Source organism: Streptomyces sp. NPDC041796, from assembly GCF_055590785.1.
Window position 1 is genome coordinate 71,937 of the sequence record NZ_JBVJAH010000019.1, and the last position, 26,915, is coordinate 98,851.

The window sequence follows — 26,915 nt, forward strand, 5'->3', positions numbered from 1 at the left end:
CCCGCACACTGGAGGCGTCAGGGGTGCCCCCACTGCGCGAGGAGGCGCGGATGCGGAATGCGGTCGGCGGCCGGGGCGGCACGGGGCGGCTGATGACGTCCCCGTGGTGGCGGGGTGCGGCGGCGGTGGCCGCCGGGGCGCTGCCCGCGCTGGCCTTTCCGGCGCCGTCCCTGTGGTGGTGGGCGTACGTGGCGCTGGTGCCGTGGATGCTGCTCGTCCGTACGGCGCCCACCGGACGCCGCGCGGCTCTGGACGGATGGCTGGGCGGCCTCGGCTTCATGCTGGCCGTCCACCACTGGCTGATGCCGAGCCTCCATGTGTTCATCCTCCTGCTGGCCGCGTTGCTGGGGCTGTTGTGGGCGCCGTGGGGGCCGCTGGTGCGGCTGATGCTGGCGGGGGCGCCGTCACGCGCGCGTGCCGTGGCCGCTCTGGTCGTCGTGCCGTCGGGCTGGCTGATGGTCGAACTGGTGCGGTCCTGGGAGGGGTTGGGCGGTCCGTGGGGGCTGCTGGGCGCCAGCCAGTGGCAGGTGCCGCCCGCCCTACGTCTGGCGTCGCTGGGCGGTGTGTGGCTGGTGACCCTGCTGGTGGTGGCGGTCAACACGGCGGTGACCCTGCTGGTGTCGGTGAGGTCCCTGCGGAGAACGGCGGTCGCCGGCCTCGTGGTGTGCGCGGTCGCCATGGGGGCGGCGGCGTGGTGGGTGCCGGCCCCCCAGCAGACCGGGCAGGTGGTCCGGGTCGCCGTCGTCCAGCCGGGTGTCATCAACGGGGTGGGCGGCGCGGAACGGCGGTTCGCGCGGGGCGAGGAGCTGACGCGGGAACTGGCGGGCCGGGGTGACGTGGACCTGGTGGTGTGGGGCGAGAGCAGTGTCGGCGCGGACCTGACGGCGCGGCCCGCCTACACGGACCGGCTGGCGAAGCTCTCCCGTGAGGTCGGTGCCGAGGTACTGGTGAACGTGGACGCGCGCCGCTCGGACCGGCCGGGCATCTACAAGAGCAGTGTCCTGGTGGATCCCGGTGGCACCACCGGTGACCGCTACGACAAGATGCGGCTGGTGCCGTTCGGCGAGTACGTCCCGTTCCGGTCGGTGCTGGGGTGGGCCACCTCGGTGGGCAAGGCGGCCGCCGAGGACCGCAGGCGGGGTGAGCGCCCGGTGGTGATGACGGTCGGGGAACGGGGACTGCGGCTGGGCCCGCTGGTGTGCTTCGAGTCGGCGTTCCCCGACATGAGCCGGCACCTGGCCGCTGAGGGGGCGCAGGTGCTGGTGGCGCAGTCGGCGACGTCCACCTTCCAGCACAGTTGGGCACCCGGGCAGCACGCGTCGCTGGCGGCGCTGCGGGCGGCGGAGACGGGGCGGCCGATGGTGCACGCGACGCTGACCGGCGTGAGCGCGGTGTACGGGCCGGACGGGGGCCGCGTCGGCGACCCGCTCGGTACGGACCGCAGTGCGGCCGCCGTGTACGAGGTTCCGCTGTCCGGGGCGACGACTCCGTACGTCCGGTTCGGTGACTGGCCGGTGTACGGGGCCGTCGCGGTGCTGGTGGCGCTGTGTGCCGTCGAGGTCGGCCGGGCGGTCAGGCGGCGGCCTGCTCCAGGCACTCCCGTACCACCCGCTCGCACAGCTCATGGGTCGCGAGTGCGTCCCGGGCGCTGAGCGTCTTCCCGGCCCGTACGGCGTCGAGGAAGGCGTGCACGGTCTGTTCGATGCCGCGCTGGCGGGCGACCGGCACCCAGTCGCCGCGCCGCCGGATGCTGGGCTGGCCCTTGTGGTCGATGACGTCGGCGAGGTTGAGGACCTGGCGCTTGGTCTCCTGCCCGGACACTTCGAGGATCTCCTCGGTGGAGCCGTTCATCCGGTTCATCATGCCGATGGCGGTGAAGCCGTCACCGGAGAGCTGGAGCACGACGTGGTGCAGCAGGCCGTCGCGGATCCGCCCGCGTACGTCGGTGTGCTCGACCGGGCCGGGCAGCAGGAAACGCAGGGTGTCGACGACGTGGATGAAGTCGTCGAGGACGAGTGTGCGCGGGTCCTCCGGCAGGCCGATCCGATTCTTCTGCATCAGGATCAGCTCGCGCGGGTGGTCCTGGCACTGCGCGTAGCCGGGTGCGAGGCGGCGGTTGAAGCCGACGGCGAGGCTGACGCCGTGCCGCTCGGCGAGCTCCACCAGGCGGCGGGAGTCGTGGAGTTCGTACGCCAGGGGCTTGTCGACGTACGTCGGCACGCCCGCCTCCAGCAACCGGGTGACGATCTCGGCGTGCACGGAGGTCGGGGCGTGCACGAACGCGGCGTCGAGCCCGGCGGCGAGCAGTGAGTCCAGGTCGGTGTGGCACCGGTCGGCGGGCACGTGGTAGGTCTCGGCGACCCGTGCGAGGGTCGCCGGGGTGCGGGTCTGGAGGTGCAGTTCGGCGCCGGGGACGGTGGCGAGCACCGGCAGGTACGCCTTCTGCGCGATGTCGCCGAGTCCGATGCAGCCGATTTTCACAGTGCTCTCCCTATCGCCGTACGCGCCTGTCCTCGCGCCCCTGTGCCCGGTCAGAATACGTGTGCTGGGGAGGCCGCCAGTCGGCGATGCCGTCGAAGGTGCGCAGCGCAAGGCCGGGGCCGAAGCGGGAGAGGGCCATCAGGGTCTCGCGGACGGCGACGGCCGGGGCGCTGGAGAGGGACACCAGCCGGGCGACGTGCGCGGACTTGCGGACGATGCCGGTGGTGCGGGGCAGACGTGCGGCGGAGTAGGCGGCGAGTCCGGCGCCCGGGTCGCCGTGGGGCGGCAGGTGGTGGGCCAGCACGATGCCGTCCTCGATGGCCTGGTTGCCGCCCTGGCCGAGGGTGGGCGCCATGGGGTGGGCGGCGTCGCCCAGCAGGGCGGTCCGGCCGCGGTGGAAGGCGGGCAGCGGGGTGGTGAGGTGGCGGACGTCGTGCCGGAGGACCTGGTCGGGGGTGACGGCGTCGAGGATCGCGGGGATGGGGTCGTGCCAGGTGCCGAAGCGGCGCAGCAGTTCGGCGCGTTCGTCGTCGGGGGCGTGGCCTCCGGCGGGTGCGGCGGCGGCCGCGTAGGCGTAGAGGCGGCCGTCCTTGAGCGGCTGGGTGCCCCACAGGGCCCCGCGGCCCCAGGTCTCGTGCGGGTGGAAGGGCTCTTCCGGGGCGGGGATGACGACGCGCCAGGTGGTCATCCCCGCGTAGGCGGGCTCGGGGTGGGCGGGGAACAGGGCGGGGCGGACGGCGGAGTTGATGCCGTCGGCGCCGATGACGAGGGCAGCCTCGATGTCGCCCTCCGGGGTCGTCACCACGGCGGGGCGGTCCCCGGTGGCGGACCCTGGCTCGGTGAGCGTGGCGGCCGTCCCGGTACGGATGGCCCCGTCCGGCAACCGGGAGGCCAGGGCGTCGATGAGCGTGGCCCGGTGGACCAGGACGAGCGGGCCGCCGAACCGGTCGGCGGCGGCCTGCGCGTTGGTACGGGAGAGCCAGCGGCCGTTCGGGGCGCGCATCCCGCCGTCGCCCTGCCAGGCGGCGAGGGCGCGGATCTCGTCGCCGAGGCCGATGACGTCCAGGGCGCGCAGTGAGTTGGGGGCGAGGCCGATGCCGGCGCCGACGGGCTGGAGCGACGCGGCGCGTTCCAGGACGGTGACGCGCCAGCCGCGCCGGTGCAGGGCGACGGCGGCGGTCAGTCCGCCGATGCCCGCTCCGATGACGACGGCCAGGGGCGTGGCGGTTCTGTTGTCCATGATTCCTCCGGAATCCGGCACTACACCTGTAGTGACCTCACCACCGTACTACGGATGTAGTGCGGGCGGTAGGTTGGTCCCATGACCGCACGCGCCGACCTGATCGCCGACGCCGCCCTGGCCCTCCTCGCCGAGCGCGGCATGCGCGGGCTGACCCACCGCGCGGTGGACGAGGCCGCCGGCCTCCCCCAGGGCTCGACCTCCAACTACGCCCGGACCCGGCAGGCGCTGCTGGAGACGGCGGTGCGGCGGCTCGCCGACCGGGAGGCCCAGGTGCTGTCCATGGAGGAGATGCCCGGGCCGGGAGAGGGCCTCGACGGGCTGCTCGACACCATGTCCCTGGCGCTGCACCGCTACCTCACCGACCACCGCGACCTGCTCGTCGCCCGCTACGAGCTGGCGCTGGAGGCCACCCGCCGCCCCGAGCTGCGAACGTTCTACGACGAGACCGGGCGACGGTTCCGGGAGCCGCTGATCGAGCTGATGCGAGCGGCCGGATCGGGGCAGCCGGAGCGCCACACCCTGTCCCTGGTGTCCTGGTGCGAGGGGATGATGTTCTCCTGCGCGGTGGGGCCGTTCCACTCCGCCGTACCGAGCCCGGCGGAACTGCGCGCCGGATTCGGCGAGTTGCTGTACGGGATGCTCGGCGCCCACCCGGCGCCCGGGGCTGATCACCTTGCCGCCGCCTCCCTCACTCGTGCGGAGCAATAACCTCGGGTAGCGATCCCCAAGGGGCCGGTCACCGACCACAGTTACCGCGTGCGACGAACGAGAATCACCGCGAAGGTCCTGGCGACCGTGGCCGTGGCGGCCGTCTCCGGCTGTGTGTCGGTGGACCACGACCCGCCCCCCGTACCGGCCGCCCCTGAGGCGAGCAGCCCTGCCCGACAGGAGGTCGCGCCGCAGGTCGTCGAGGGCCCCGCGCGGGAGGCCCTGGAGGCCGCGCTGCCGCCCCCTTCGGCGCCCGCGCCGCGGTCCCCGTCCCAGGCGGGCCCCCACCGGGCACCGGCCGCCGCGCCGCCCCCTGCTCCGCGCACCGACCCGCCCTCCGACCGGCCGGCCGGGCTCCCGTCCCCGGAGCGGCTGCGCGAGCGGCTCCCCCGTGTCCACCCGCCGTCGGTGCCGCCCCTCCCGGCCACCGTGCCGGACGTCTGCGCGCTCGGCCGGAGCCACGGAGGCTGGGACCCCGACAGCCGCCAGGCCCGCCTCTGCCGGGAGGCCTACGGCCACTGACCCCACCGCGGTCCCCCGACCTCGCAGGCGGGTCCCTCACCGGCCGCCTGAACGGTCTCGGCCCCACCGGTCACCTGCGTCGCAGAACGGCGCTCCAGCTCGTGCGGGACCGAGATCGGCGCGCAGAACCGGCCGGGCGCCGGCCCCACCGGTCACCCGGCGTCCCCGACCGGCGCCCCGCCGCGTGGGCTCAGGGCGCCCAGGCCGAAACCGGCCCGGCCGCCGCCCACCCGTGGGCACGCGCCCTGGGGGGACCACCGCGTGCGCGGCCCACGAGGGCACCGCCGCTCGGGGCACACGCCCCGAACCGACCCGGGCGCCGTCCTCCCAGGCACACGCCCCACGGGGCACCGCCGCGTGCCCCCGCCGCTCGGGGCAGACGCCCCGAACCGGCCCGGGCGCCGCCCACCCACGGGCGCACGCCCCGTGGGGCACTACCGCAGGCCGCCCCACGCGCACGCCCCGTGGGGCACCCCCTAGGGCGGGGGCGGGAGGTCAGTCCGTGGCCAGGCGCTCCGCGAGGCGGGCGATGGCGGCGCGGACGCCGTGCCCGTAGCTGTCGTCGTGCAGGCTGTGCGACGCGGCGCGTGCGCGGGCGAGGTGGATACGGGCGGCGTCCGGACGGCGCAGCCTGACGTAGTCGGCGGCGAGGTTGATGTGCAGCGAGGGGTACAGGGCGCGCAGCGCCGGGCGGGGCCCGTCCGGCCCTTCCGCGGCGGTCAGCGCGCGGAGGTCCCAGGCGAGCTCGTCGTAGGGGTCGTCCTGGGCGTCGGCCATGCAGTGCGCGAGCGTGCAGCGCTGGAGGGGGTCGCCGTCCGCTCCGAGCTGCTCCCACAGCTCACCGAAGCGGTTGCGGGCCTCCTCCCGGTCACCGCCGTGGAGCAGCATCATCGTCTGCCCGATCCTGGTGAGGACGGCGTCCTCGGACGCGTCCTGCTGCTGCTCCCGCACTGCGGCCTCCACTCGTCCGTCGGCGACCCGGCCCCGGCCGGCAAAGGCCCGGGGCCGGGGTTCCGACGCTAGCCGCAGTCACCCGCATTCCCGCTCAGGCTCGGGCAGCCGCCGGTCAGCCCAGGTTCGGGATGCGCCAGTCGATGGGGTCGTGGCCCTGGTCGGCGACGGCCTTGTCGATCTGGGTGAAGGGACGGGAGCCGAAGAACCTCTTCGCGGAGAGCGGCGAGGGGTGCGCGCCCTTGACCACCACGTGCCGCGTCTCGTCGATCAGCGGCAGCTTCTTCTGCGCGTAATTTCCCCACAGGACGAAGACGGCCGGGTCGGGCCGCGAGGCCACGGCGCTGATCACCGCGTCCGTGAACTTCTCCCAGCCCTTCCCCTTGTGGGAGTTCGGCTCGCCGGCCCGGACCGTGAGCACCGCGTTGAGGAGGAGGACGCCCTGCTGGGCCCACGGCATCAGATAGCCGTTGTCCGGCACGGGGTGTCCGAGCTCCTCCTGCATCTCCTTGTAGATGTTGCGGAGGGAGGGCGGGGTCTTGACGCCCGGCCGCACGGAGAAGCACAGGCCGTGCCCCTGCCCCTCCCCGTGGTACGGGTCCTGGCCCAGGATGAGGACCTTGACCTTGTCGTAGGGAGTGGCGTCGAGGGCGGCGAACACCTCTTCGCGCGGCGGGTAGACCGGCCCCTTGGCCCGCTCCTCCTCGACGAACTCGGTGAGCAGCTTGAAGTACGGCTTGTGCAGCTCATCGCCGAGGACGCCGCGCCAGGACTCGGGCAGCATGTCGGTGTCGGTCACGTCAACAACCTCCGGTGGGGTGATCGCCTTGTCTGTTCACAGAACTTACCGGTGACCACTGACAACCGGCCCCACCGGCCGGTCTCTCATACGATCTTCAACAGCCGGTCCCCACCGGCCGGTGCTCACCAGCTCGTCTTGCGCTGCAACTCCCACATCTGCATGACCGTCTGCGGGTCCAGCGCACGCTCGCCGCCCGCGATCTCCTCGCTCGCCGCGATGTAGAGCTTGCCCTGCCACAGCGGCAGCAGCCGGACGTCGTCCACGAGGATCTCCTGCGCCCGCTCGAACTCCTCCGTGACCGCTCCCCGGTCGCTGACCTTGCGGGACTTGGGCAGCAGTTGGTCGGTGATCTCCGGCTGGACGTACGGGGTGGACAGCACGTTCTCCTTGCCCACGAACGGGGCGATGAAGTTGTCGGGGTCCGGGAAGTCCGGGAACCAGCCACGTCCGAAGGTCGGGTACTCGCCCTTCTGGTAGCCCTCCTGGAACTCCTTCCACGGCTTGCCCTTCAGCGTGACCGTGAACAGCTTGGACGCCTCGAGCTGCCGCTTGAGCTCCCGGAACTCGGCCTCGGTGCCCGAACCGTAGCGGTCGGTGGTGTACCAGAGCGTCAGCGCGACCGGCCCGTCGACACCGGCCTCGTCCAGCATCTTCTTCGCCTTGTCGACGTCCGGGTCCCCGTACTTGTCGAAGAAGGCGGTCGTGTGCCCGGCGATGCCCTTGGGGACCATCGAGTACAGCGGTTCGGCGGTGCCCCGGTACACCTTGGCGACCAGCATGTCCCGGTCGACGACCTGGGCGATCGCCCGGCGGACGGCGAGCTTGCTCACGGAGGGGTCCTTGGCGTTGAACACCAGGTAGCGGATGTCCGCGCCAGTCGATTCGACCAGCTGGAGCCCCTCGTTCTCCGGCTTCTTCTCCTTGAGCTGGACGACCTCCTCCGCGGTGAGACCGCGGTAGGTGGCGTCGATCTCCTTGGCGCGCAGCGCGCCGACCATCGCCTCGGACTCCTTGAAGTACCGGATGGTGACGGCGTCGTTCTTACGGCTGGCGAAACCCTTGTAGGTGGGGTTCTTGGTGAGCTCGGCCTTGGCGCCCTCTTCGTACGAGTTCAGCACGTACGGGCCGGATCCGGTGACCTTGCCGTCCTCGCGCAGCGCGTCCGCCGGGTACTTCTCGGGCGGGACGATCGACATGGCGGGGGTGGCCAGGATGAACGGGAAGGTGGCGTCCGACTCCTTGAGGTGGAACGTGACGGTGCGGTCGCCGCTGGTCACGATCTTGTCGAGGGACCCGAGGAGCGGGACGGGGCCACCCTTGGCGTTGATCGTGCGGATCCGGTCGATCGAGTGCTTCACGGCACGGGCGTCGAGCTTGGCCCCGTCGGAGAAGGCCAGCCCCTCCTTGAGCCGGCATTCGTAGACCTTGCTCACGGTGTCGGTGAATTTGCACTCGGCCGCGTCCGGCTGCGGGGTCGCACTGCCGGTCGGGAAGCTCATCAGGGTCTGGAAGACGTTCCGATACAGCTCCCAGGAGCCGTCCCAGGCGGCCGCGGGGTCGAGCGTGCTGGGTTCGCTCGTCGTGCCGACTACGATCTTGTTCTCCCCATCGGCGTCATCCCCCGAAAAGAGGCTGCATCCCGCCAGCAGGGATATGGACGCAAGGGCTGCAGCCGCCTGCAGACTGGTCCGGTTGAACACGTGCGCACGCTCCTCGTTCAGCCATGGGTCGGCCGACCATACCGCAGTGCCCCGCCAGGTCAATGTGGTGGCCGGGCGGGGCACTTACGGCATCTAGCAATCAATCGGAAAAATCGGGATCAGCCGACTCCGGCATTGAGGAAAATTCCGCCGTCGACCACCAGTGTCTGGCCGGTGATCCAGTCCGACTGCCCGGAGGTGAGGAATGCGGCGGCCCCGCCGATGTCCTCGGGCACCCCGAGCCTGCCCAGCGGATACGCGGCCGCCGCCTCCGCTTCCCGGCCCTCGTAGAGGGCCTCGGCGAATTTCGTCTTCACGACGGCCGGGGCGATCGCATTGACGCGGACCCGGGGGGCGAATTCGTGCGCGAGCTGGAGAGTCAGATTGACCATGGCGGCCTTGCTCATGCCATAGGCGCCGATGAAGGGCGAGGGGGCGATTCCGGCGACCGACGCGATGTTCACGATCGCACCGCCGTTGTCCTTCTGCCACGCCTTCCACGTCTGCTGGGCGAACCCGAGCGCCGAGATGACATTGGTCTCGTAGACCTTGCGCGCGACGCTCAGGTCCAGCTCGGCCATCGGGCCGAAGACCGGATTCGTACCGGCGTTGTTCACCAGGAAGTCGACACGGCCGAAGGCCTCCATGGTGCGCTGCACGGCGAGGGCCTGGTGCGCCTCGTCGTGGGCCTTGCCGGCGACGCCGATCACACGGTCGGCGCCCAGCCTCTCCACGGCCTCCTTGAGCGCCTCCTCGCCGCGCCCGGTGATGCACACCCGGTCACCCCGGGCGACGAGCGCCTCGGCGACGCCGTAGCCGATGCCGCGACTGGCGCCCGTGACCAGGGCGACCTTGCCGGACAGCGGGGGCAGTTCCTGTGCGGTCATGTCCGTCACCCTTCCGTCTCAGTTGAGCGGGCCGCCGGCCACGTACATGACCTGGCCCGAGATGAATCCGGCGTCGTCGCCCGCGAAGAAGGCGATCGCGTGGGCGACGTCCTCGGGCCGGCCGACGCGCTGGACGGGGATCTGGGTGGCGGCGGCGGCCTGGAACTCCTCGAAGCCCATGCCCACGCGCGCGGCGGTCTGGGCGGTCATCTCGGTGACGATGAAGCCGGGTGCCACGGCGTTGGCCGTGATGCCGAACTTGCCGAGCTCCTTGGCGAGGGTCTTGGTGAAGCCCTGGAGGCCCGCCTTGACGGCCGAGTAGTTGGCCTGGCCGCGGTTGCCGAGCGCGGAGGACGAGGAGAGGCTGACGATCCGGCCGAAGCCCGCGTCGACCATGTGCTTCTGGCAGGCCTTGGCCATCAGGAACGCGCCCTTGAGGTGCACGTTCATGACCATGTCCCAGTCGGACTCGCTCATCTTGAAGAGCAGGTTGTCACGCAGCACGCCCGCGTTGTTGACGAGGATCGTCGGAGCGCCGAGCTCGGTGGCGACGCGCGCCACGGCGGCCTCCACCTGGGCGCTGTCGGAGACGTCGCAGCCGACGGCGATGGCCTTGCCGCCCGCCGCGGTGATCTTCTCGACGGTGTCCTTGCAGGCCGCCTCGTCGAGGTCGAGTACGGCGACGGCGCGGCCCTCGGCCGCGAGCCGGACCGCGGTGGCGGCGCCAATGCCCCGCGCGGCCCCGGTCACGACCGCGACGCGCTGCTCGGTGGTGGACATGCTGGTTCTCCTCGCCCTTGGATCCCGGATAGGCGGCTCGGCCGGCAACGTCCCTGCCGGTGAGCGACCGCTTAGTACCTTCAGCAGACGAGACGCTAGAGACCCTGGCACCCGGTGTCAACGGCCCACCGGGTGCGCCCGGTCACTCAGCGCACCAGCAGGTCGAGCAGCCGCTCCGCCTCGGCCACCGGATCGCCCGTGAGGCCGGTGTGCACCGGCCCCGGCTGGACGACCGTGGAACGCGGTGCGATCAGCCACCGGAAGCGCCGCCCGGCGTCGTCACGCGCCGCCTGCCCCGCGTGCTCGCCGCCCTCGCAGACACCCTCCACGGCACGCAGGGCGGCCCGTACGCCAGTCACGTCGGCGTCCGGGTCCAGCGCCCGCAGCTTCGCCTCGTCGAGGTGCGTACGGGCGCACACGAAGGCCTTGGCGCGGCAGTACACCACCACGCCCGCGTTGAAGCACTCGCCGCGCTCGACACGCGGCACGACGCGCAGCAGCGCGTACTCGAAGACGTCCCGGTCGTTCACTGGTTGCCGTCCTCGCTGCTCTTGGTGGGGTGCGGCCAGGGCGCCAGGTGGTCGGTGAGCCACCCGGGGGCGCTGGACGGCCCCGGTTCGGTGCGCTCCCCGAGGGAGATCCGCTCGTGGATGGTCGCGGCACGCGACAGCAGCGCCTCCACGTAGGCGCGGCGCAGCGCGTCGGCCGTGTCGAACCCCGGCTCGTCGACCAGCCACTCGTCGGGGACGTCGGCGGCCACCTCGGTGAGCAGTTCCTCGGTGACCAGCGGGGCGAGTTCGGCCGCCGCGGCCGGGACGTCGGGCCGGAAGGAGGCGAGCACGTGGTCGGAGGCGTCGTACGGTTTGGCGACGGAGGCCTGGACGCCCGGCCAGTTGTGGTGCCAGATCATGGTGGCGCCGTGGTCGATGAGCCACGGCTCGCCGTGCCAGACCAGCATGTTGGGGTTGCGCCAGGAGCGGTCCACGTTGTTGATCAGCGCGTCGAACCAGACCACGCGGCCCGCCTCCTCGGCGTCCATCGCGTAGGCGAGCGGGTCGAAGCCGATCGAGCCGGGGAGGTAGTCCATACCGAGGTTCAGCCCGCCGCTCGCCTTGAGCAGCTCCTGGACCTCCTGGTCGGGCTCACCGAGCCCGATGACGGGATCCAGTTGGATGCTGACCAGTTGGGGCACGCGCAGCCCGAGCCGGCGGCCGAGCTGTCCGCAGATGACCTCGGCGACGAGGGTCTTGCGACCCTGTCCGGCTCCGGTGAACTTCATGACGTACGTACCGAGATCGTCGGCCTCGACGATCCCTGGGAGCGAGCCACCCTCACGCAAAGGCGTGACATAGCGGGTCGCGACGACCTCTTCCAGCACTTTCCCAGGCCACCTATCTCTTCAGCCTTACATCCACGGACGACTTCTCCGAGGCGCAGGGGCATGAATCACCGGTCAACGACGCTGGGAGAATCCGGGGAGTTCCGGCCGGCGGGCCGGTCTCCCCGCTCCCCCAGCAGGCCGTCGATGACGCCGCGCCCCTTCCTGCCGGCCTCCGGCACGAAGTGAGCATAGTAACCGAGGGTGATCGTCGGCGAGCAGTGTCCGAGCCACCGGTCCAGGGTCACAACAGACTCTCCGGCCTCCCGCGTGAACGAGGCCAAGGTGTGCCGAAGCACGTGGAAGCCGCCCTTGGGGGCCGCCACCCATTGCCAGGCTTGGTCTGTGTTGTCGGGTCGCGTCAGGAGACGATGTTCCCACCGGTGAGATGACGGGCCATGAGGTCGCTCTGGACGACCTCGCGCAGCAGTCCCCATTCCTCAAACCCGTATCTACGCAAACAAGCGTCGGTACGCGACGCCGCGGTGGTCTGCGCCAGGTCCCCATGGGCTGACGGATGCCGGCCTCTCGGCTGGCCGCGATCAGCGGCCGCATCAACGCGTCTCCCAAACTTTGGTTGATGCGCCTGGGCGTCAGGTACGCGGAAACCTCACCAGTGTGCCGGTACGACGGACCCGGCTTCCACGGATGCACATGTCCGTAACCCACTACCTCGTCCTCCACCGCCACGAGGAACGGCAGGCGGAGCTTGCGCAGGTCGGACCCGGTCGCGCCGCGGTCACACCGCCGACGTACCCTCCCCGCCTCGACCACCTCAGCAGGCGATGATCACGTGTGCTGATCACCATCGTCGTAGCCGCAGCCGCCCTGGTCCTGGGAGTGATCGGGCACTGGGTACTCCGCAGCCGGCTTGAGGAAACCGCAACCCCTGCGCTCACCATCCGCGACTTTGTCCTGCCCTTGCAGACCTGACGGTGGTCGTCCTCGCATTCGTCCTGGTGACCGCCTCCACGTCGAACGGTAAAGCAGACGAAGCGGCCCGCAAGGAGGCCGCTGTGGTGGACCACATGTACGAGGTCGCCGACTTTGCTCCGGCAGCCCAGCGCCAGCGCCTCCAAGGCGACGTCGTCTGTTACGCCCGCGCGGTGCGTGCCCACGAGTGGCCGTCGATGGCCCCGGGACACGGTGCGTCAGAGCCCAGCAGATGGGCAGCGACGCCCCCGTCTTCGGCATGCTCATGGCCACTGACGGCATAATCGCCCTCCGGCAGCACACCGCTGCCGCCAAGACCAGATCCGAGCACCACGGGCCTCGGTGGACTCCTCCGCGCGACCCCGCCCAACCTCGACCTGAAGCAGACGCGGAGAAGCCTCGAAGCCCTGACGGAAGTACCAAGCAGGCAGCCCGGCTCGCCGACGCCACGGGCGACAACGCGGCAGCACGGGAATACTTGGGCCTGCCGGAGGCCAACCCGGAGATACCCGCCTGCTGCTCACCACATCGCAGATTGAGTGACCTACCTGGGTCGGGGCACTGCTATTGCTCCTCCCGCAGCCGCCTGCGGTGCCGGCTGCCGATCAGGCGAGACTATGGTCGTGGTGACCATCGGCCGTTCGCTTCAGTGAGGTAGCTATGCCGTATCCCGCCTCGGATCACCCTGATGAGTTGATTGAGCACTTTGGCCAGGAGGGTGTTCGGCGTTTTGAGGCGGCCAGCCTGTTGGGGGCTCGCTTGCCGGGTGCCGAGGAAGCTCTCTTGAAGGCGGTCGGTGTCCCACGTGTGGTTGCACCGTACTTCCGGGCTCCTGACCCCGACGAGCCGGTGTCTCTGGGCGTGGTGGCCTCACGGTCGTCCGGACCTCTCGCGCCGGCCCCGATGGAGTCTTGGCCCAGGATCGGCTTCGATGGCCTGGCGCACTTGTGTGTGCGTCCCGATGGTGCTGTGCAAGCGGTGGTGTTGGGGAACGTGGCGGACGACATGTTCGTCAATACGGACGTCGCTTCGTTGAACGCATCCCTCCTGGCCTTGGACCGTGCGCAGTCCGTCATCGCTGTGTCTTCCAACTTGGAGGAGGCTGCCGCTGTCTTCCGCGACTTGAGTGCTGAGCTGCGGCGCATCGATGCGGGAGCCTACGAGGAGCGAGAATCGTGGTGGCCGCGTGTGCTCGACGACGTCCGGCACACGCTGAACTTCCCCTTCTCGGCCGCCTTCGAGTACGTAGATGCTTCTGGAGCCAAGCACGTGGTGACGGAGGCAACGGGACCTGGACTGCTGCATCCTGAGGAAATCCTCTGGCGCCGTCTGTCTGCGGAAGGAATCGAAGGTCACCAAGTACGTCGCGTGTACTGCGAGTTGGAGCCATGCATGATGCCAGGGCACTATTGCGCGGTGTGGATGATGGAGACGTTTCCGCAGGCGCAGTTCACCCATAGTTTTGACTACGGGCAGACGGCCCAGTCCCGTGAAGAGGGGCTGAAGGGTCTGATCACCCACGCCGCTGAGCAGGCGAGGCGTCGGTAATGCGCTGGGGACGTCCTGCTGCTGGTCGTGAGCCTGCGGCCGCAGCTCTACTGGCCTGGCTCGCCGATCCTCTCGCACCTGGTCTGTGCCTGGTCAGTGGTTCGCAAGGATCGGGAAAGTCCGAGCTGCTCGCATGGCTCGTTTCCAACGGAACCCGGCCGGGCAACGCTGCCGAACGTGCGGTTCATGCTGTCGTGCCCTCGGCGGGAAGGTCTTTGAGAGCTACTGCCTGGTCCCTAGCCGACCAGCTCGGTGTGGTGACGACCACTCCTGGCGACCTTGTCGCTGCCCTGGCGAGGGATCCCCGCCGCACTGTGATCGTTCTTCCGGATCTCCACGAAGAAGCTGTAGTCGACCTTGTCCTCGAGCTGATGCGGCTGCCGCATCTTCGCTTGCTCGTCGAGGCCCGTACCGAAGGCGCAGCGCATAAGGTGCTGCGCCGCACCGAATGCGCAGAACTGGACCTGGACCTCGATCAGTGGAGGGATCAGCACCGGTACGATCAGTGGCTGGCCTCGGTGCCTGACTCTCGCTCCGCTGAAACGAGTGACCGTGATGTAGATGTGGACCTGGCTGACCCTGTTGCCGTCTGTGAAGGGGATCCGTGGCTGATCACCGCTGGGTATGAGCGGGGTGATCAGGATTACGACGGCCTGAGATCCGCGTGGTTCCGGGCCGGACAGGCAGTGTGTCGACAGCAGTCGCCGGCGTTCCGGGCTCTGATTCTCTCAGTTGTCCTGGGTGACGGTGCCGATCCTCGGATCGCCCCGGCACTTGCCGATCTGGCTACAGGGGCATCATGGCAACTGGAATGGAGTCGGGTGCGCGGGGACCTGATGCCTCCCTGGCCAGGGCCGGCCACTGCTCTGACGAGGGGAGCGGGCCCTTTGGCCGGCAGCCTTCTCATCGCCGGCCAACACGAAACCGTGCGACTGGTCAGCGCGACCGACGCAATGCCGCGGGGCCGTAAAGCCTCAAAGTACGGGCCGCCACAAGCGGTCGCCGTGATGGCAAACGGCACGGTACTCCTGCTCGATGAGGGCGGTCGCGTACATGCGGACGTCACATGGGCCGCACGGCCGTCTCAGTCCGGAATCAAAGGCCTGCTGGAGAACGGTCCCTCATGCACGGACCGCCTCACTTCTGCCCTGACACAGCACCGTGGTACAGCACTCGCCCTTCTTGAAGACCATGGAGTCGAGTCGGTCGTGCTGGGGTGCGCTGACGGAGCGGTGAAGGTGATCGGAGAGTCACTGCAAGCGGAGGTGCTGCACGACGGTGCCGTGACCTCGGTCGCAGGGATCGGCCTATCGCTTGGCGACGATGAAGCTGTACCCCTTGTCTACAGTGGTGGAGCTGACGGCAAGGTCCGTGCCTGGGCCCCCGGCCTTCCCCCCATGGCAGAGCCTGTCATGCAGCGGGCCCTCGCCGTGGCATCTCTGGACGCTGCGACAACGGCCGACGGGCCTGTACTCGTAGTCGCTTGGGCGGACGGGATGGTATGCCACCTCCGCTTGGACGTTGGCGTGCAGCACGCATTCCCGCCTGGCCTCCCTGTCCGTTCGGTGGCGCTCGCCGACGACGGCCGTGTACTCATCGGCATGGACGAAGCCTTGGCCTGCATCAGGCCCGTCCTGTCCTCCACGTAGATGGGCCGCACAAGTTCCGTACTCGCCCGGCTCACTGCATGACGGACGTTCCCAGGCTCGACTGAGTTGACGTACAGTCAACCTTTGCCCCAGGGTTAGCCGATTGGCACTACGGGGGTAACGCATGGGGAAGCAGCTGCCCGACGACCTCGTCGAGGTCTTGGACCTTATCGGTATTGACTGGCCGCAGATCGATGAGGACGAGATCAAGGCGTCGGCCACGGACTACCGGAACCTGGCCGAGGGCATTCGCGACGCGGTGAAGGAAGGCAACAACGCCTGCTCACACATCGTCGGAGGTAAGAGCAAGGGTGAGACGGTCAAGGCGATCGACCGCCGCTGGGGCAAGCTCACCACCAGAGACCTGGCCACGTTTGCCAAGGGGTGTGACGACCTTGCGGGCGCACTTGACGACTGCGCCAGCCTCATCCTGACCTGCAAGATCGCGATTATCACCAAGCTGAGTGCCACGGCCGCGGCTGCGACCGCCGGTGTAGTTGGCATGTTCTTCACCGTCGGGCTCAGCGGGTTGCTGTCAGCCGCAGCCATCGCTGCCGCGCGGTTGGTAATCCAGGAAGCCATCGATTACGCCATTGGCGAGATCACCTCGATTGTTACCGACAGGATTGAGAGCAAGATTCTGTCCGAGATCGAGAAGCTGTTCTCCGACAAGCCGGGCGGAGGAAGCACGTACGACGTCATGGCCTCCGGTGATGCCGACATGGCCCAGGATTTGGTAATAGAATTTACCGAGTTCGAACTAGCAGCCGGCGACTACAAGACGACCGCATCCAACTTCGACAAGAAGAATGGTGAATTCAAGACTGGCGGTGTCCAGCGCAAGTCATCCGTCAAAAAGGACAGCCGCTTCTACAAGCTTGCCGCCGTCATGGACAAGGCCGAGGACGCTGTCGACAAAAAGGCCGACGAGATGGTCAAAACCCTCGAAGACCACGGCGGCAAGATAGATAAGAGCAAGGGTCACCACAAAGACGAGGACAAGCACCAGAAGCAGGAAATCGATAAGTGCAAGGGGGGCGGCGATGACGACGACGTACCCATGTACCTGCTTAACGCGGACGGAACCGTGCAGCGTCTTAGTCTCGACGGCGGTGTAGACGCACTCAGTACCAGCGATAAAACGCGACTCGACGGAATCTTGAATGACGGAAAGGTATGGATACCCGAGACACCCAAGGAGAAGTCCGAGTTCTACTCCGACTCTTCTCATACTGGCAAGGTTTCGTCGACAAAGATCAGCTTCAACAGCACAAATGATCTCGTGCAGGCCACTCAAGCCGCACGCATTGCGCGGGATGACTACAAGGGCACCAACTATGCTGCTGGCCGATACATCGACCCTGACTCGGGCAAGGAGTCGATCCTCGTTGGGTACAGCAATAAGCAAGGCCACTCCGAACGCATGATAGGACGCCCGTTGTTGCACAACGGGAAACAAGACGGCCTGAAGGAGGTTTTCACCGAACGAGAGCCGTGCAAGAAGAATCCAGAATGCGCACGATGGCTAGACTACTACTTCGGCAAGGATGTAAATGTCACACATGTTGCCGACTACTACAAGCCCAACGGAGTGACGTCGAACAAACAACACACCGACTATCTCACCTACCTCAAGAAAGTGCACGGAAAGTGACGGTTGCGGGGTGGGGTAGAATATAAGTGTGAATTCCTCGATTAATCCTCAAGACCTCCTGCGGGCCTACGGGTTGAGCAACGTCGTGTACTTCCCGCAGAGCGGGGTCAGTGGTTTCGATCAGCGCACGGCCAATTTCCTGAGCTGGGTGGGCCTACCGCACTCAGAAGTTTTTTCCTCTCGCGAAGACGTCGAGGATCCTTACGACCCCGAACTGGACGCCATCACCCTCGGGAGTCGCTTCGACCACTACGGCATCCCCTGCCCGCCAGAAAGTCGGTCGTGGTGGATGCTTGGCTACCTTTTCACTTCATTGGTGGCCGTTGACCCTGCCTCCGGGAAGATCTACGGCTTCCCAGAGGGTTCCACGGGATACATTCTCCTGCACCGAGATATCGAATCTCTGGTATACGCCCTCATTGAATTCCGGAAACTCGAAGTCGACCACGACAACGACGTAGACCCCGAGGAGCTGTCGGCGCGCTTCAGAGAGGTGGTCGGCGCATTTGATCCCACCCCCTTCGCCGACGAAAACTCACAGTGGAATCTGTCGCTTGAGGAGCTGGAGCACGGCATCTGGTGAGTGGGTAGCTCAGACGGCGTGGTCAGTTGCAACGTCGACTTCGCGGAGGCTCGGTCGTGGCCACGTCTGCCGGCAGATCGGCATAACCGGTCGAGAAGAAGGAGGTTGAGTGTTGCGGCGGTCAGTGCGGCGGCTCACCGACGGGGGCCGCATCGCCGCCGACAGCCCGATCACCGCCGCCGGCCTCGGAACCTCGACCCGACCGCCCTGCCGTCCGGCTACGTCCTCCAGCTCGCCCTCGGCCCGCTGGACAAGCTCGTCTCCTCGATGCGCCTCGCCCGCGACCACAAGTACGCGATCCTTTGCGCATGGCGCAGCGCCTCCCCCAGGCCGGTCCAGCAGCAGATTGGCCCGCGGGGGAGAGCGTGCCCGCCCGGCTCATGTGGGGCCGCACACCCCGATTGACCGGGCCACGGTCCCAGGTCCTGTCCGATGGGTCGTTGTCGGCGTGACTGAGCAAGGCTGGCGCCCATGACCAGCGAACCCGTGCAGATCCCGATCGATCAGCTTCGTCGCGCTTTGGACGACTGGGCCGGCCGGGTGAATGACGGTGGGGTGCCTGCCTGACACGGAATCAGTCACAGCGTGAACGTTGGAAGGAGTTCCTCGCGTCGGCTGATGAAGCAGGGGTACGGCAAGGCCCGGCCCTGGCGGGTCCGCAAGAGCGGGTGGTACTACCTGTCGCTCGCGGCGACGGTCCTGGGCGCCCTGTTCCTGCTGTTCCTGGCCGTGACGGCGCTGGTCACGCTGGTGAACGACAAAACGTACTGGACGCCCGTCCGGTGGCTCGACCAGCGCTGCGAGGACAATGGATTCGCCTGCAACATCCTGCAGACACTGACCATGCCGTTCCTCACGCTCGCCCTGGCCACCGTCGCGTACCTCTCCTTCCGGTTCACCCGGGTGCGCAGGGCATATCTGAGGAAGGCGCGGCAGGAGCCGCACGCGCTGGTGGAGACGGCGGGTGGCATCTTCGGCAAGGTCGTGGGCCGCGACCAGCTGTGCGAGGTCCTCATGGAGGACCAGCGGGACACCAGGTTCCGCCGTACGCACGTCGTGGTCGGCGGCGTCGGCACGGGCAAGACGGCGCTGATCGTCCTGCTGGCGGAACAGCTCGCCCGGCGCAAGGCCCTCCCCGTGCCCCTGCGGCTGCGGAACTCCGACACGAACCTGGATTTCCGCCAACTGGCGTTCGAGCGGTTCTCACGGGAGGTGCAGGGCTACATCCGTTCCGACGCCGAGGCGGAGAAGGTGTGGCGCAGCCTGTGCCAGCAGGGACGGATCGTCGTCCTCGCGGACGGCCTGGAGGAGGCCCTCACCGGTGACGACCTGGCGGAGGAGCGCGACAGCGTCATCCGACTGGCGATCCGGCGGGCCAACGACGAGCGGCTGCCGCTCATCATCACCTCGCGTCCGCACGATTCGCTGCGGGCCATGGAGGCCTCCCTCACGGATCTGGAGCCGCTGAGCGAGGAGGCGGCCCTCACGTACATCTCCTCCGGCAGCGCCTGGGAGGACCGGCAGCGGCTGGACTGGATCGTCGAGAAGGCCGGCATCGCCGAGGCGCCGACGTATCTGCAGATCGCCAGCGAACTCCATGAGGAGGGCCTGCTGGAGCGCGCCCTGACCGCCCGCTCCCAGGAGGAGGCGGTGGAGACGCGCGGCGGGGACCGGGCGGCCCTGCGCCACCACCTGCTCGACAGCTGGATCGCCGCCGTGATCAGCGGACGTTTCCTGCCCGAGCTGCCGCTCGGCCAGGATGAGCGGCGGGCGGTCGTTCATTACCTATCCGCGCTGGCGTGCGCCGGCCTGGCCTCGGACTCCTGCGAGGTGCACTTCACCGACGTGGTGGACGAGCAGAACCCCTCGCGGCCCCGCTTTCCCGAGCTGCTGGGGGAGCTGGTGCGGAGGGTCGAGGACAGCGGGCTGGACATTCGCCTGGCCGCGCACTGGGGGGCGCGCATGGGGCTGGTGGAGGTCGGCGGTGACAAGGTCCGCTTCCAGCACAGCGTCATCCAGGCCCACCTCGGGGCGCGGTTCATGAACGCCGTGATCCATCGGCACATCCCCGACGAGCCCACGGAAGGGTGCTTCTTCCCGGCGGCACTCGAGAAACCGGGCCGGGAGCTGCTGATCGCCATGGTGCTCTACTCCCGTACGCCCGAGGGCTCGTGCCGCCACGGCGGGGACGCGCCCGCCGGGGAGGATGCGGACGCGCACGGGGACAGGGACGGGGACGGTCAGCAGTGGTGCCCCGTGTCCGCCGCGCGTGATCTCCTCGTGCGGGCGGCCTGCAGGGCTCAGATGGCGGCCAGGGAGGACGGGCACGCCCAGGCACCCGATACGCCGTGCTGCCCGGGACCGCGGGCGGAGCAACCGGACGCCCGGCGGCTGTCCGGCCGCACGCTGCACGCGAAGGCGCTCGAGCTGTACGCCGCCGCCCTGGAGATCGACAGCGTGGACGCCGAACCGCAGCAGCACCTCATCGCCATGCGGCTGGCCACGGCCTGGTCCGACCTGCGCGCACGCGATCCGCACACGCTGCGCGTCGCCAAGACGCTGCTGGTGTCCCGCTTCGGCGATGCCATGCGCGGCGTCGCGCAGAGGGGCACGGTGGTCCCCGCGTACCTGGAGCTCTTCGAGATCGCGCGCCTGGAGCCATCGTACCCCATTCGCGTCGCCATCGCGCAGGAGATCGGCGCGGGCGGTGACAGCGCCTTCGCGGTTCTGCAGGCGCGGTTGCGCGGCCCGGAAACCGACCGGGACCAGCGGATCGAGCGCTCCGCGGACTGGATGCTGGACCTGTGGGGGGCCCAGGACCCGGAGACCGACGGCGGGAAAGAGGGGGAGGGAGAGCGTCGAGGACACCGCCGGGCGGAGGGCGACGGGGCCCACACGCCGTGGGAGGTGCGCGAACGGGAGCAACGGCGGCGTGAGGAGCGCAGGAGGGAGGAGTCCGAGCGGGAGGAGGAGGAACAGCAGTGGCGGGACAACACCATGTGCGCCTGGCTGGTCCCGCTGCTCGTCGGCTCCGTCACGACGCAGCGCCACCAGAACACCCCCTATGAGTTCCTGGAGGGCTGGGTACGCCGGGTCGGCGCGCCGGACGGATCGGGCGCACCCGCACTCGATCTGACGGTGGAAATCGCGCTCGCCCAGGGCTTCAAGTACGCGGCGAACCGCCGCCACCGCCATCCGCACGCCCGCGCCGAGGCCCGCGAGTACCTCAGCGGGCAGGCCTGGGACATGCTCAAGCGCACCCGGTTCTGGTTCACCCGCCTCACGCTGCTGCACGCGCTGACCCTGTGGGACCTGCCCGACGGCGTCACGGTGACACGCCCCGCGCAGGGACAGGGCTCGGACCCCGAGGCGCAGGTCCGTCAGTGGCTGGCTCTCCCGGACGGCAAGGAGCAGCACCCGTTCGTCGAGGAAGCCGCCCAGCTCTGCGTGTGGGCCATGAAGACCCGGCAGCCGGAGCGGTTCCTCTGGATCGACGAGTCGGGTGTCGCCGCCCACGTCGGTTCGCAGACGGCGCCTCACGGGGAGGCACGCAAGCATCAGTTGTGGATTCCGCCCTCCACCGGCTGGAGCACCCTGCACCCGCGCGCCCAGCAGCTCCTGGCGGACGTGCTGCTGCTCCTGAACCTCGCCGAGCGGGGCGACTGGCCCAAGGACCGCCTGCGGCGCCTGCGGCACACGGCACGACCGGACCTGCCACCGTGCCTGACCCGGGACCGCAGCCCGCTCGACCCGGGTCGTACGGTCGTCCGTACGGCCGCTTCCCTGGCCGGCTCCAATTGCCGTGACGACTGCGCCTTCGAGCTGTGCCCCTACCCGCCCAAGGGCCTCGACGGCCATCGGGTCGAACTCAGCGAGGCGTTCTGCCGGGCGCAGTCGTCCCTGCTGTCGCGGTCCTTCTTCCACCCCCAGGCGCCCTGGCAACGGCGCACGGACGTGGCCGGGCTGCGCCGGTTCTGGGAGCGCATGGGGCAGCGGGCACAGGACAACACCCGCCCGCGCTGACGCCGTGCCTTTCCGGTGGGGTGCCGCTGTGGTTCGGGTCGGTGAGGCGGGCCCCCGCGCGGAACTGAGGCCCGACTTCCGGGAGCGGCTCCCGCCCCACGTGGCTGTCATGGCCCGACTTCCGTGAGCGGCTCCCCACCTCACGTGGCTGTCATGGCCCGACATCCGGGAGCGGCTCCCCGCCCCACGTGGCTGTCATGATCTGCCCCATGATCACCGCCACCGCCACCACCGCCCCGGGCGTGAACCTGCCCGGATTTCCCCGCCAGTTCGCCCGTACGCGCCGCTTCTCGCTCGGTGTTCCGGGCGGGTTCACCGTCTCCCCGGACGGCTCCCGGGTGTTGTTCGTGCGGACCGGTTCCGGCTCCGACCCCGTTGGGCGGCTGTGGCTGTACGAGGACGGCGGCGAGCGGCTTCTCGCCGATCCCTCCGCACTGGTCGGTGACCGGGAGGACGACGTTCCGCCGGCGGAGCGGGTGCGCCGGGAGCGCGCCCGGGTGGCGTCGATCGGTGTGGTGGATTACGCCGTCGACCGGCACGCGCGCGTGGCGGTGTTCGCGCTGGGCGGCTCGGTGTGGGCGGTACGGACGGACGGCGGGGCTCCGTGGCGGATACCGACGGCGGGGCCGGCCGTGGACCCGAGGCCGTCGACGGACGGTTCCCTGGTCGCGTACGTGACGGAGGGCGCCGTCCGGGTGGTCAGGACCGAGGACGGCGCGGAGGACCGGCTGCTGGCCGCGCCGGAGGGGCCGGACGTCACCTACGGGCTGTCGGACCATGTGTCGGCCGAGTCGGTCGGCCGGCTGCGCGGCCACTGGTGGGCGCCGGACGGGGAGGCGCTCCTGGTGGCGCGGACGGACCACGCGCGCGTGGCGCGGTGGTATCTCGCCGACCCCACCGATCCGTCCCGCGCTCCGCGCGCCGTCCGGTACCCGGCGGCCGGTACGGCCAATGCGGAGGTGTCGCTGCACGTCCTGCGCCTGGACGGGAAGCGGATCCCCGTCCGGACACCGGCGGAGGCCGATCCGGCCACCCATCCGCCGGGCGAGTGGACGGACCCCCGGTTCGCGTACGTCACGGCTGCCGGCTGGGACGGAGCCGGGCCGTTCGTCGAGGTGCAGACGCGCGACCAGCGGTCGACCGAGGTGCTGGCCATCGACCCGGACACGGGCGCGACCCGCCCGCTGGCGCACCGCCACGACCGCGCCTGGGTGGACCTCACACCGGGCGTGCCGGTCCGTACCGCCACCGGAACGCCGGTCGTCGCCCTCGTCCGCGACGACGTGCGCGGCCTGCGCGTCGGTGACGTACCGAGCCCGCCGGGGCTGCATGTCCGTGCCGTCCTCGGCACGGCCGGCGAGCGGGTGTTCTTCACCGCGAGCGAGGACCCCACGGAGACACACGTGTGGGTGTACGACCCGGCCGGCGGGTTCGAACGCGTCAGCCGTGAGCCTGGCGTCCACACGGCCGCCGCCGGCGGTGACACCGTCGTCCTGGACAGCCGGACGCCGGACGGGCGGACGGTGACGGTCCTGCGCGGCGGGAAGCCCGCGGGTGGCGTCGCCGTGCTCGCCGAGAGGCCCCTGGTGGTGCCCCGGCCCGTGCACCTGTCGCTGGGCGTGAGGGAGCTGCGCAGCCACCTCTACCTGCCGTCCTGGTACGACCCCGGGTCGGGCCGACTGCCCGTACTGCTGAGCCCGTACGCGGGCCACGGCGTGCAGCTGGCCGTGCGGGCGGGCGGCTGGTACGGCGCGGTGGCCCAGTGGTTCGCCGAGCAGGGCTTCGCCGTCCTGATCACCGACGGGCGCGGCACGCCGGGGCGCGGCCGGGCGTGGGAGACGGCGGTCCACGGCGACCGGCTGACCGCGCCGCTCCAGGACCAGGTGGACGCGCTGCACGCGGCGGCCGAGCGGTATCCGGACCTGGACCTGGAGCGGGTGGGCATCCGGGGCTGGTCGTACGGCGGCTATCTCGCCATCGGCGCCGTACTCCACCGCCCTGACGTGTTCCATGCGGCCGTCGCGGGCGCCGCGCCGACCGACCGGCGGCTCTACGACACGCACTGGGAGGAACGGTTCCTGGGCCACCCGGACGTCCAGCCGGAGGCCTACGAGCGGTCCTCGCACGTGCCGTACGCGCACCTGCTGTCGCGCCCGCTGCTGCTGATGCACGGGTTCGGCGACGACAATGTGGTGGCGGCCCACACTCTGCGGTTCTCCGCCGCGCTGCTGGCGGCCGGGCGTCCGCACAGTGTCCTGCCCCTGCCCGGCGCGACGCACAGCGTCACCGGGGAAGACGTGGCGAGCGGCCGGCTGTCGGCCGAAGTGGAGTTCCTGAAAAGCTCCTTGCGCATGTGAACACCTCCGGCGGCCCCGCCGTACTCCCCCACGACGCGTTGACGTCGGGTCGACCACCACGGAAGGGATGCGGAATGACCGGATCGCAGGGGACCAGCAGGGCAGTGGCCCGCCGTACCGTCGTCGCGGCGGCGAGTGGGGCCGGCCTGGCCGCCGTGCTCACCGCGTGCGGCGAGTCGGACTCGCCGGCCACGTCCGTGGGCGACGCCCAGGCGGGCGGGGGCCCGACCGGCGCGGCCGCCGGGGGCGGTGCCGGGGCCGGGAGCGGGGCCGGGGGCAAGGTGCTGGCGAAGACGTCGGACATCCCCGAGGGTGGTGGCAAGGTCTTCGGCGAGGTCGTGGTGACCCAGCCGAAGGCGGGCGAGTTCAAGGCGTTCTCGTCGAAGTGCACCCACGCGGGCTGCGCGGTGAAGGACGTCGCCGACGGGATCATCAACTGTCCTTGTCACAACAGCAAATTCGACGCGACGGACGGCAGCGTCAAGGGGGGCCCGGCCACCGCCCCGCTCGCGGCGGCGTCGATCATGGTCGAGGGCGACTCGATCAAGCTGGTGTGACGCGTGTGCCGGCGGAGGCGCGGCGCGGTCGCTTCCAGCAGGCCAGCACCTCGTCGGTGGTGGTGATCGTCGCCACCAGGGCGAGTGTGTGGCGGACCATCGCGGGGGTGTACTCGGAGGGGATCCCCGCGATGGCGTCCGCCGGGACCACCGCCGTGTAGCCGAGGTTCACGGCGTCGAAGACGGCGTTCGGTACGGCCACGTTGGCGGAGACACCGGTGACGACCAGGGTCCGGCAGCCGAGGTTGCGCAGCAGCGCGTCGACGTCGGTGCCCGCGAGCGGGGACAGCCCGTGCAGCCGTCGCACCACGAGGTCCTCGTCGGCCACTTCGATCGGCTCGGCGACCCGGACGGCGGTGCTCCCGCTGTGCTGCTGTACGGGGAGCCGCTCGGCGGCCCGGAACAGCCGTGCGTTACGGCTCGCCCCCCGCCCGTCGGGGCGCCGCTCCGCCACCGCGTGCAGGACCTGGACGGAGGCCTCGTGGGCGGCGTGGACCAGTCGGACCACCCGGTACAGGGCGCCCGACGACCGCGCCTCGGCGGCGAGTTCGGGCAGCGCGCTGTCCGGGCCCACGACCCCGCGCTGGCACTCGACGGTGAGCAGCACCGTACTGGCGGGGTCGAGCTGGTCACGGAGCTGTGCGAACCTCGGCGTCGTCGCCATGCGGCGCGAGGGTAGCCCCCATTGCGCGGGGAAGGAAGAGACCCCATGCTTTCTGACAGTCCATCAGAAAGCGAGGCGGTCATGACGGCCACCCAGCGCCGGGGCCGGCGCATCATGATGTCGGAGCCGGAACTCGACACGTACCTCACCGAGCGGCGCACCTGCCGCGTGGCGACCGTCTCCCCCGACGGCCGGCCCCATGTCGGCGCCCTGTGGTTCGCCTGGGACGGGACGTCGCTGTGGCTGTACTCCCTGACCCGCAGCCGGCGGTGGGCGGACCTGCGCCACGATCCTCGGATCGCCGTCGTCGTGGACGACGGGGAGGAGTACGGCGAGCTGCGGGGTGCGGAGCTGTCCGGCACGGTGACCTTCGTCGGGGAAGCACCCCGTACGGGAGAGCCCTGCCCCGAACTGGACGCCGTCGAGCGGCTCTTCGCCGCCAAGAACTTCGGGCTGGACGCCATGCCGCACGACGGCCGCCACGCATGGCTGCGCCTGACCCCCGAGGCCGTCGCCTCGTGGGACTTCCGCAAGCTCGGCGACGCCCCCTGACCACCGTCAGCCGCCGGCCGACCGCCCCACCTCGCGCAGCGCCTCCACCACCGCCCTGATCGACGGCCGCCGGTCCGCGTCCGCGCGCCACACGGCGTAGATGTGCCGCCGCATCTGGTGGCGTACGGGTACCAGGACGACGCCGTCCGGCACGGCGCCACGGCCCAGCCTGGGCGTGACGCACACCCCGAGGCCCGCCTGGATGAGGGCGAGCTGGGTGTGGTGTTCCCCGGCCAGGTGCGCGATGCGCGGTTCGACGCCCTTCGAGCGCAGCGTGAACATCAGCCACTCGTAACAGAACTCTCCCTCCGGCCAGGACACCCAGTCATCGTCCGCGAGGTCCTCCAGGTCCAGCTCCGCCCGGCCGGCGAGCGGGTGGTCCGCGGGCAGCGCCACGTCCGCGGTGTCGTCCAGCAGCTCCGCCCTGGCGAGCCCGGCGGGGACGGGCAGCCGCTTGTTGTTCCAGTCGAGCACCACCGCCAGGTCCATGTCGCCGCGCATCACCTGGCGTATGCCGTGCTCGGGTTCCAGCTCGCTGGTGCGTACGGCCAGGTCGGGGTGGTCCCGCCGCAGGGTGCGGATCGCCGCCGGGAACAGCCCGCGCGCCGCCGTCGGGAATCCCGCCAGCCGGACCTCGCCCACCACCTGGCCGCGCTGTGCCTCGATGTCCGCCTGCGCCAGCTCCACCTGGGAGAGGATCCGTGCCGCGTGGTCGGCGAGCAGCAGACCCGCGTCGGTCAGCCGCACCCCGCGCCCGTTCTTGGCGACGAGCTGCTGACCGACCTCCCGCTCCAGCTTGGAGAGCTGCTGCGAGACCGCCGAAGTGGTGACGTGCAGCCCGTCGGCCGCGGCACTCACCGAGCCATGACGGGCGAGGGCGTCGAGGGTGCGGAGGCGCTCCAGGTTCAACATGTAAGCAATGCTAAGCGAACCGTCCCAGAAA

Annotated in this window: 24 protein-coding genes; 12 read left to right on the forward strand and 12 right to left on the reverse strand. The window is 70.0% G+C overall.

The window, feature by feature from the left end:
- The first annotated feature begins 50 nt into the window (after window positions 1-50).
- The gene (lnt, locus tag ACZ6C1_RS30650; RefSeq protein ID WP_469245421.1) at window positions 51-1,652 is read left to right on the forward strand and encodes an apolipoprotein N-acyltransferase; all 1,602 of its coding nucleotides are present in this window, start codon (window positions 51-53) and stop codon (window positions 1,650-1,652) included.
- Here the strand turns inward: lnt and ACZ6C1_RS30655 are convergent.
- Together ACZ6C1_RS30655 and ACZ6C1_RS30660 are read right to left on the reverse strand one after the other, a co-directional pair.
- Entirely contained in the window at window positions 1,573-2,481 is a 909-nt protein-coding gene (locus ACZ6C1_RS30655) for a Gfo/Idh/MocA family protein (RefSeq protein ID WP_469245316.1), read from the reverse strand. The genes lnt and ACZ6C1_RS30655 overlap by 80 nt on opposite strands.
- A gap of 10 nt (window positions 2,482-2,491) precedes the next feature.
- Window positions 2,492-3,721 carry an FAD-dependent monooxygenase gene (locus ACZ6C1_RS30660; RefSeq protein WP_469245318.1) on the reverse strand — a complete coding sequence of 410 codons (1,230 nt, stop codon included), beginning with the start codon at window positions 3,719-3,721 and terminating at the stop codon, window positions 2,492-2,494.
- 81 nt (window positions 3,722-3,802) lie between these two features.
- Here ACZ6C1_RS30660 and ACZ6C1_RS30665 point away from each other — a divergent pair, with 81 nt between their 5' ends.
- Both ACZ6C1_RS30665 and ACZ6C1_RS30670 read left to right on the forward strand, forming a co-directional pair.
- On the forward strand, window positions 3,803-4,432 hold the full coding sequence (locus tag ACZ6C1_RS30665) for a TetR/AcrR family transcriptional regulator (protein WP_469245319.1): 630 nt from the start codon (window positions 3,803-3,805) through the stop codon (window positions 4,430-4,432).
- Between the two features lie 48 nt (window positions 4,433-4,480).
- A complete protein-coding gene (locus ACZ6C1_RS30670; RefSeq protein ID WP_469245321.1) occupies window positions 4,481-4,954 on the forward strand; it encodes a hypothetical protein in 474 nt (157 codons plus the stop codon).
- A gap of 495 nt (window positions 4,955-5,449) precedes the next feature.
- Here the strand turns inward: ACZ6C1_RS30670 and ACZ6C1_RS30675 are convergent, their stop codons facing one another.
- From ACZ6C1_RS30675 to ACZ6C1_RS30705, 7 genes are all read right to left on the reverse strand, one after another.
- Window positions 5,450-5,845: a hypothetical protein gene (locus ACZ6C1_RS30675; RefSeq protein ID WP_469245422.1), complete on the reverse strand. Its 396-nt coding sequence runs from the start codon at window positions 5,843-5,845 to the stop codon at window positions 5,450-5,452.
- A gap of 175 nt (window positions 5,846-6,020) precedes the next feature.
- Window positions 6,021-6,704 (reverse strand): uracil-DNA glycosylase, encoded by a 684-nt coding sequence (locus ACZ6C1_RS30680; RefSeq protein ID WP_469245323.1) that lies wholly within the window; start codon window positions 6,702-6,704, stop codon window positions 6,021-6,023.
- Window positions 6,705-6,829: 125 nt separating this feature from the next.
- Window positions 6,830-8,407, reverse strand: a complete 1,578-nt coding sequence (locus tag ACZ6C1_RS30685; protein ID WP_469245324.1) for an ABC transporter substrate-binding protein — start codon at window positions 8,405-8,407, stop codon at window positions 6,830-6,832.
- A gap of 119 nt (window positions 8,408-8,526) precedes the next feature.
- A complete protein-coding gene (locus ACZ6C1_RS30690) occupies window positions 8,527-9,294 on the reverse strand; it encodes an SDR family oxidoreductase (protein ID WP_469245326.1) in 768 nt (255 codons plus the stop codon).
- Window positions 9,295-9,312: 18 nt separating this feature from the next.
- A complete protein-coding gene (gene fabG / locus ACZ6C1_RS30695; protein WP_469245327.1) occupies window positions 9,313-10,074 on the reverse strand; it encodes a 3-oxoacyl-ACP reductase FabG in 762 nt (253 codons plus the stop codon).
- Window positions 10,075-10,220: 146 nt separating this feature from the next.
- The gene (locus tag ACZ6C1_RS30700) at window positions 10,221-10,604 is read right to left on the reverse strand and encodes a DUF3037 domain-containing protein (protein WP_469245329.1); all 384 of its coding nucleotides are present in this window, start codon (window positions 10,602-10,604) and stop codon (window positions 10,221-10,223) included.
- Window positions 10,601-11,452, reverse strand: a complete 852-nt coding sequence (locus ACZ6C1_RS30705; RefSeq protein WP_469245331.1) for a HipA family kinase — start codon at window positions 11,450-11,452, stop codon at window positions 10,601-10,603. Before ACZ6C1_RS30705 ends, ACZ6C1_RS30700 begins: the two co-directional genes overlap by 4 nt.
- Before the next feature lie 795 nt (window positions 11,453-12,247).
- On the opposite strand from ACZ6C1_RS30705, the gene ACZ6C1_RS30710 reads away from it, so the two are divergent.
- From ACZ6C1_RS30710 to ACZ6C1_RS30720, 3 genes are all read left to right on the forward strand, one after another.
- Window positions 12,248-12,385: a hypothetical protein gene (locus ACZ6C1_RS30710; RefSeq protein ID WP_469245333.1), complete on the forward strand. Its 138-nt coding sequence runs from the start codon at window positions 12,248-12,250 to the stop codon at window positions 12,383-12,385.
- A gap of 26 nt (window positions 12,386-12,411) precedes the next feature.
- Window positions 12,412-12,669, forward strand: coding sequence for a bestrophin-like domain (locus ACZ6C1_RS30715; protein ID WP_469245424.1), 258 nt, complete (start codon window positions 12,412-12,414; stop codon window positions 12,667-12,669).
- A gap of 376 nt (window positions 12,670-13,045) precedes the next feature.
- Complete coding sequence (locus tag ACZ6C1_RS30720; RefSeq protein WP_469245335.1) at window positions 13,046-13,933, forward strand: nucleic acid/nucleotide deaminase domain-containing protein; 888 nt, start codon at window positions 13,046-13,048, stop codon at window positions 13,931-13,933.
- 236 nt (window positions 13,934-14,169) lie between these two features.
- Here the strand turns inward: ACZ6C1_RS30720 and ACZ6C1_RS30725 are convergent, their stop codons facing one another.
- Window positions 14,170-14,427: a hypothetical protein gene (locus ACZ6C1_RS30725; RefSeq protein WP_469245337.1), complete on the reverse strand. Its 258-nt coding sequence runs from the start codon at window positions 14,425-14,427 to the stop codon at window positions 14,170-14,172.
- Window positions 14,428-15,706: 1,279 nt separating this feature from the next.
- On the opposite strand from ACZ6C1_RS30725, the gene ACZ6C1_RS30730 reads away from it, so the two are divergent.
- The 5 genes from ACZ6C1_RS30730 (at window position 15,707) to ACZ6C1_RS30750 (ending at window position 24,756) form a co-directional block, all read left to right on the forward strand.
- A complete protein-coding gene (locus ACZ6C1_RS30730) occupies window positions 15,707-17,236 on the forward strand; it encodes a WXG100-like domain-containing protein (protein ID WP_469245339.1) in 1,530 nt (509 codons plus the stop codon).
- A 28-nt stretch (window positions 17,237-17,264) separates the two neighbouring features.
- The gene (locus ACZ6C1_RS30735) at window positions 17,265-17,819 is read left to right on the forward strand and encodes an SUKH-4 family immunity protein (protein WP_469245341.1); all 555 of its coding nucleotides are present in this window, start codon (window positions 17,265-17,267) and stop codon (window positions 17,817-17,819) included.
- A 618-nt stretch (window positions 17,820-18,437) separates the two neighbouring features.
- Window positions 18,438-21,842, forward strand: a complete 3,405-nt coding sequence (locus ACZ6C1_RS30740; protein ID WP_469245343.1) for an NACHT domain-containing protein — start codon at window positions 18,438-18,440, stop codon at window positions 21,840-21,842.
- Window positions 21,843-22,051: 209 nt separating this feature from the next.
- The gene (locus ACZ6C1_RS30745; protein WP_469245345.1) at window positions 22,052-24,199 is read left to right on the forward strand and encodes a S9 family peptidase; all 2,148 of its coding nucleotides are present in this window, start codon (window positions 22,052-22,054) and stop codon (window positions 24,197-24,199) included.
- 74 nt (window positions 24,200-24,273) lie between these two features.
- On the forward strand, window positions 24,274-24,756 hold the full coding sequence (locus tag ACZ6C1_RS30750; protein ID WP_469245347.1) for a Rieske (2Fe-2S) protein: 483 nt from the start codon (window positions 24,274-24,276) through the stop codon (window positions 24,754-24,756).
- Here ACZ6C1_RS30750 and ACZ6C1_RS30755 read toward each other — a convergent pair.
- The gene (locus ACZ6C1_RS30755; protein ID WP_469245349.1) at window positions 24,743-25,420 is read right to left on the reverse strand and encodes a cysteine hydrolase family protein; all 678 of its coding nucleotides are present in this window, start codon (window positions 25,418-25,420) and stop codon (window positions 24,743-24,745) included. The genes ACZ6C1_RS30750 and ACZ6C1_RS30755 overlap by 14 nt on opposite strands.
- An 81-nt stretch (window positions 25,421-25,501) precedes the next feature.
- On the opposite strand from ACZ6C1_RS30755, the gene ACZ6C1_RS30760 reads away from it, so the two are divergent.
- A complete protein-coding gene (locus ACZ6C1_RS30760; protein ID WP_469245426.1) occupies window positions 25,502-25,972 on the forward strand; it encodes a pyridoxamine 5'-phosphate oxidase family protein in 471 nt (156 codons plus the stop codon).
- Window positions 25,973-25,978: 6 nt separating this feature from the next.
- Here the strand turns inward: ACZ6C1_RS30760 and ACZ6C1_RS30765 are convergent, their stop codons facing one another.
- Window positions 25,979-26,884, reverse strand: a complete 906-nt coding sequence (locus tag ACZ6C1_RS30765; protein WP_469245351.1) for a LysR substrate-binding domain-containing protein — start codon at window positions 26,882-26,884, stop codon at window positions 25,979-25,981.
- Window positions 26,885-26,915: the final 31 nt, after the last annotated feature.

Coding starts and splice junctions, on each gene's coding strand:
- lnt (WP_469245421.1), top strand. CDS start 51: ATGCGGAATGCGGTCGGCGGCCGGGGCGGCACGGGGCGGCTGATGACG.
- ACZ6C1_RS30660 (WP_469245318.1), bottom strand. CDS start 3,721: ATGGACAACAGAACCGCCACGCCCCTGGCCGTCGTCATCGGAGCGGGC.
- ACZ6C1_RS30665 (WP_469245319.1), top strand. CDS start 3,803: ATGACCGCACGCGCCGACCTGATCGCCGACGCCGCCCTGGCCCTCCTC.
- ACZ6C1_RS30675 (WP_469245422.1), bottom strand. CDS start 5,845: ATGATGCTGCTCCACGGCGGTGACCGGGAGGAGGCCCGCAACCGCTTC.
- ACZ6C1_RS30690 (WP_469245326.1), bottom strand. CDS start 9,294: ATGACCGCACAGGAACTGCCCCCGCTGTCCGGCAAGGTCGCCCTGGTC.
- fabG (WP_469245327.1), bottom strand. CDS start 10,074: ATGTCCACCACCGAGCAGCGCGTCGCGGTCGTGACCGGGGCCGCGCGG.
- ACZ6C1_RS30720 (WP_469245335.1), top strand. CDS start 13,046: ATGCCGTATCCCGCCTCGGATCACCCTGATGAGTTGATTGAGCACTTT.
- ACZ6C1_RS30730 (WP_469245339.1), top strand. CDS start 15,707: ATGGGGAAGCAGCTGCCCGACGACCTCGTCGAGGTCTTGGACCTTATC.
- ACZ6C1_RS30740 (WP_469245343.1), top strand. CDS start 18,438: ATGAAGCAGGGGTACGGCAAGGCCCGGCCCTGGCGGGTCCGCAAGAGC.
- ACZ6C1_RS30745 (WP_469245345.1), top strand. CDS start 22,052: ATGATCACCGCCACCGCCACCACCGCCCCGGGCGTGAACCTGCCCGGA.
- ACZ6C1_RS30750 (WP_469245347.1), top strand. CDS start 24,274: ATGACCGGATCGCAGGGGACCAGCAGGGCAGTGGCCCGCCGTACCGTC.
- ACZ6C1_RS30755 (WP_469245349.1), bottom strand. CDS start 25,420: ATGGCGACGACGCCGAGGTTCGCACAGCTCCGTGACCAGCTCGACCCC.
- ACZ6C1_RS30760 (WP_469245426.1), top strand. CDS start 25,502: ATGACGGCCACCCAGCGCCGGGGCCGGCGCATCATGATGTCGGAGCCG.
- ACZ6C1_RS30765 (WP_469245351.1), bottom strand. CDS start 26,884: ATGTTGAACCTGGAGCGCCTCCGCACCCTCGACGCCCTCGCCCGTCAT.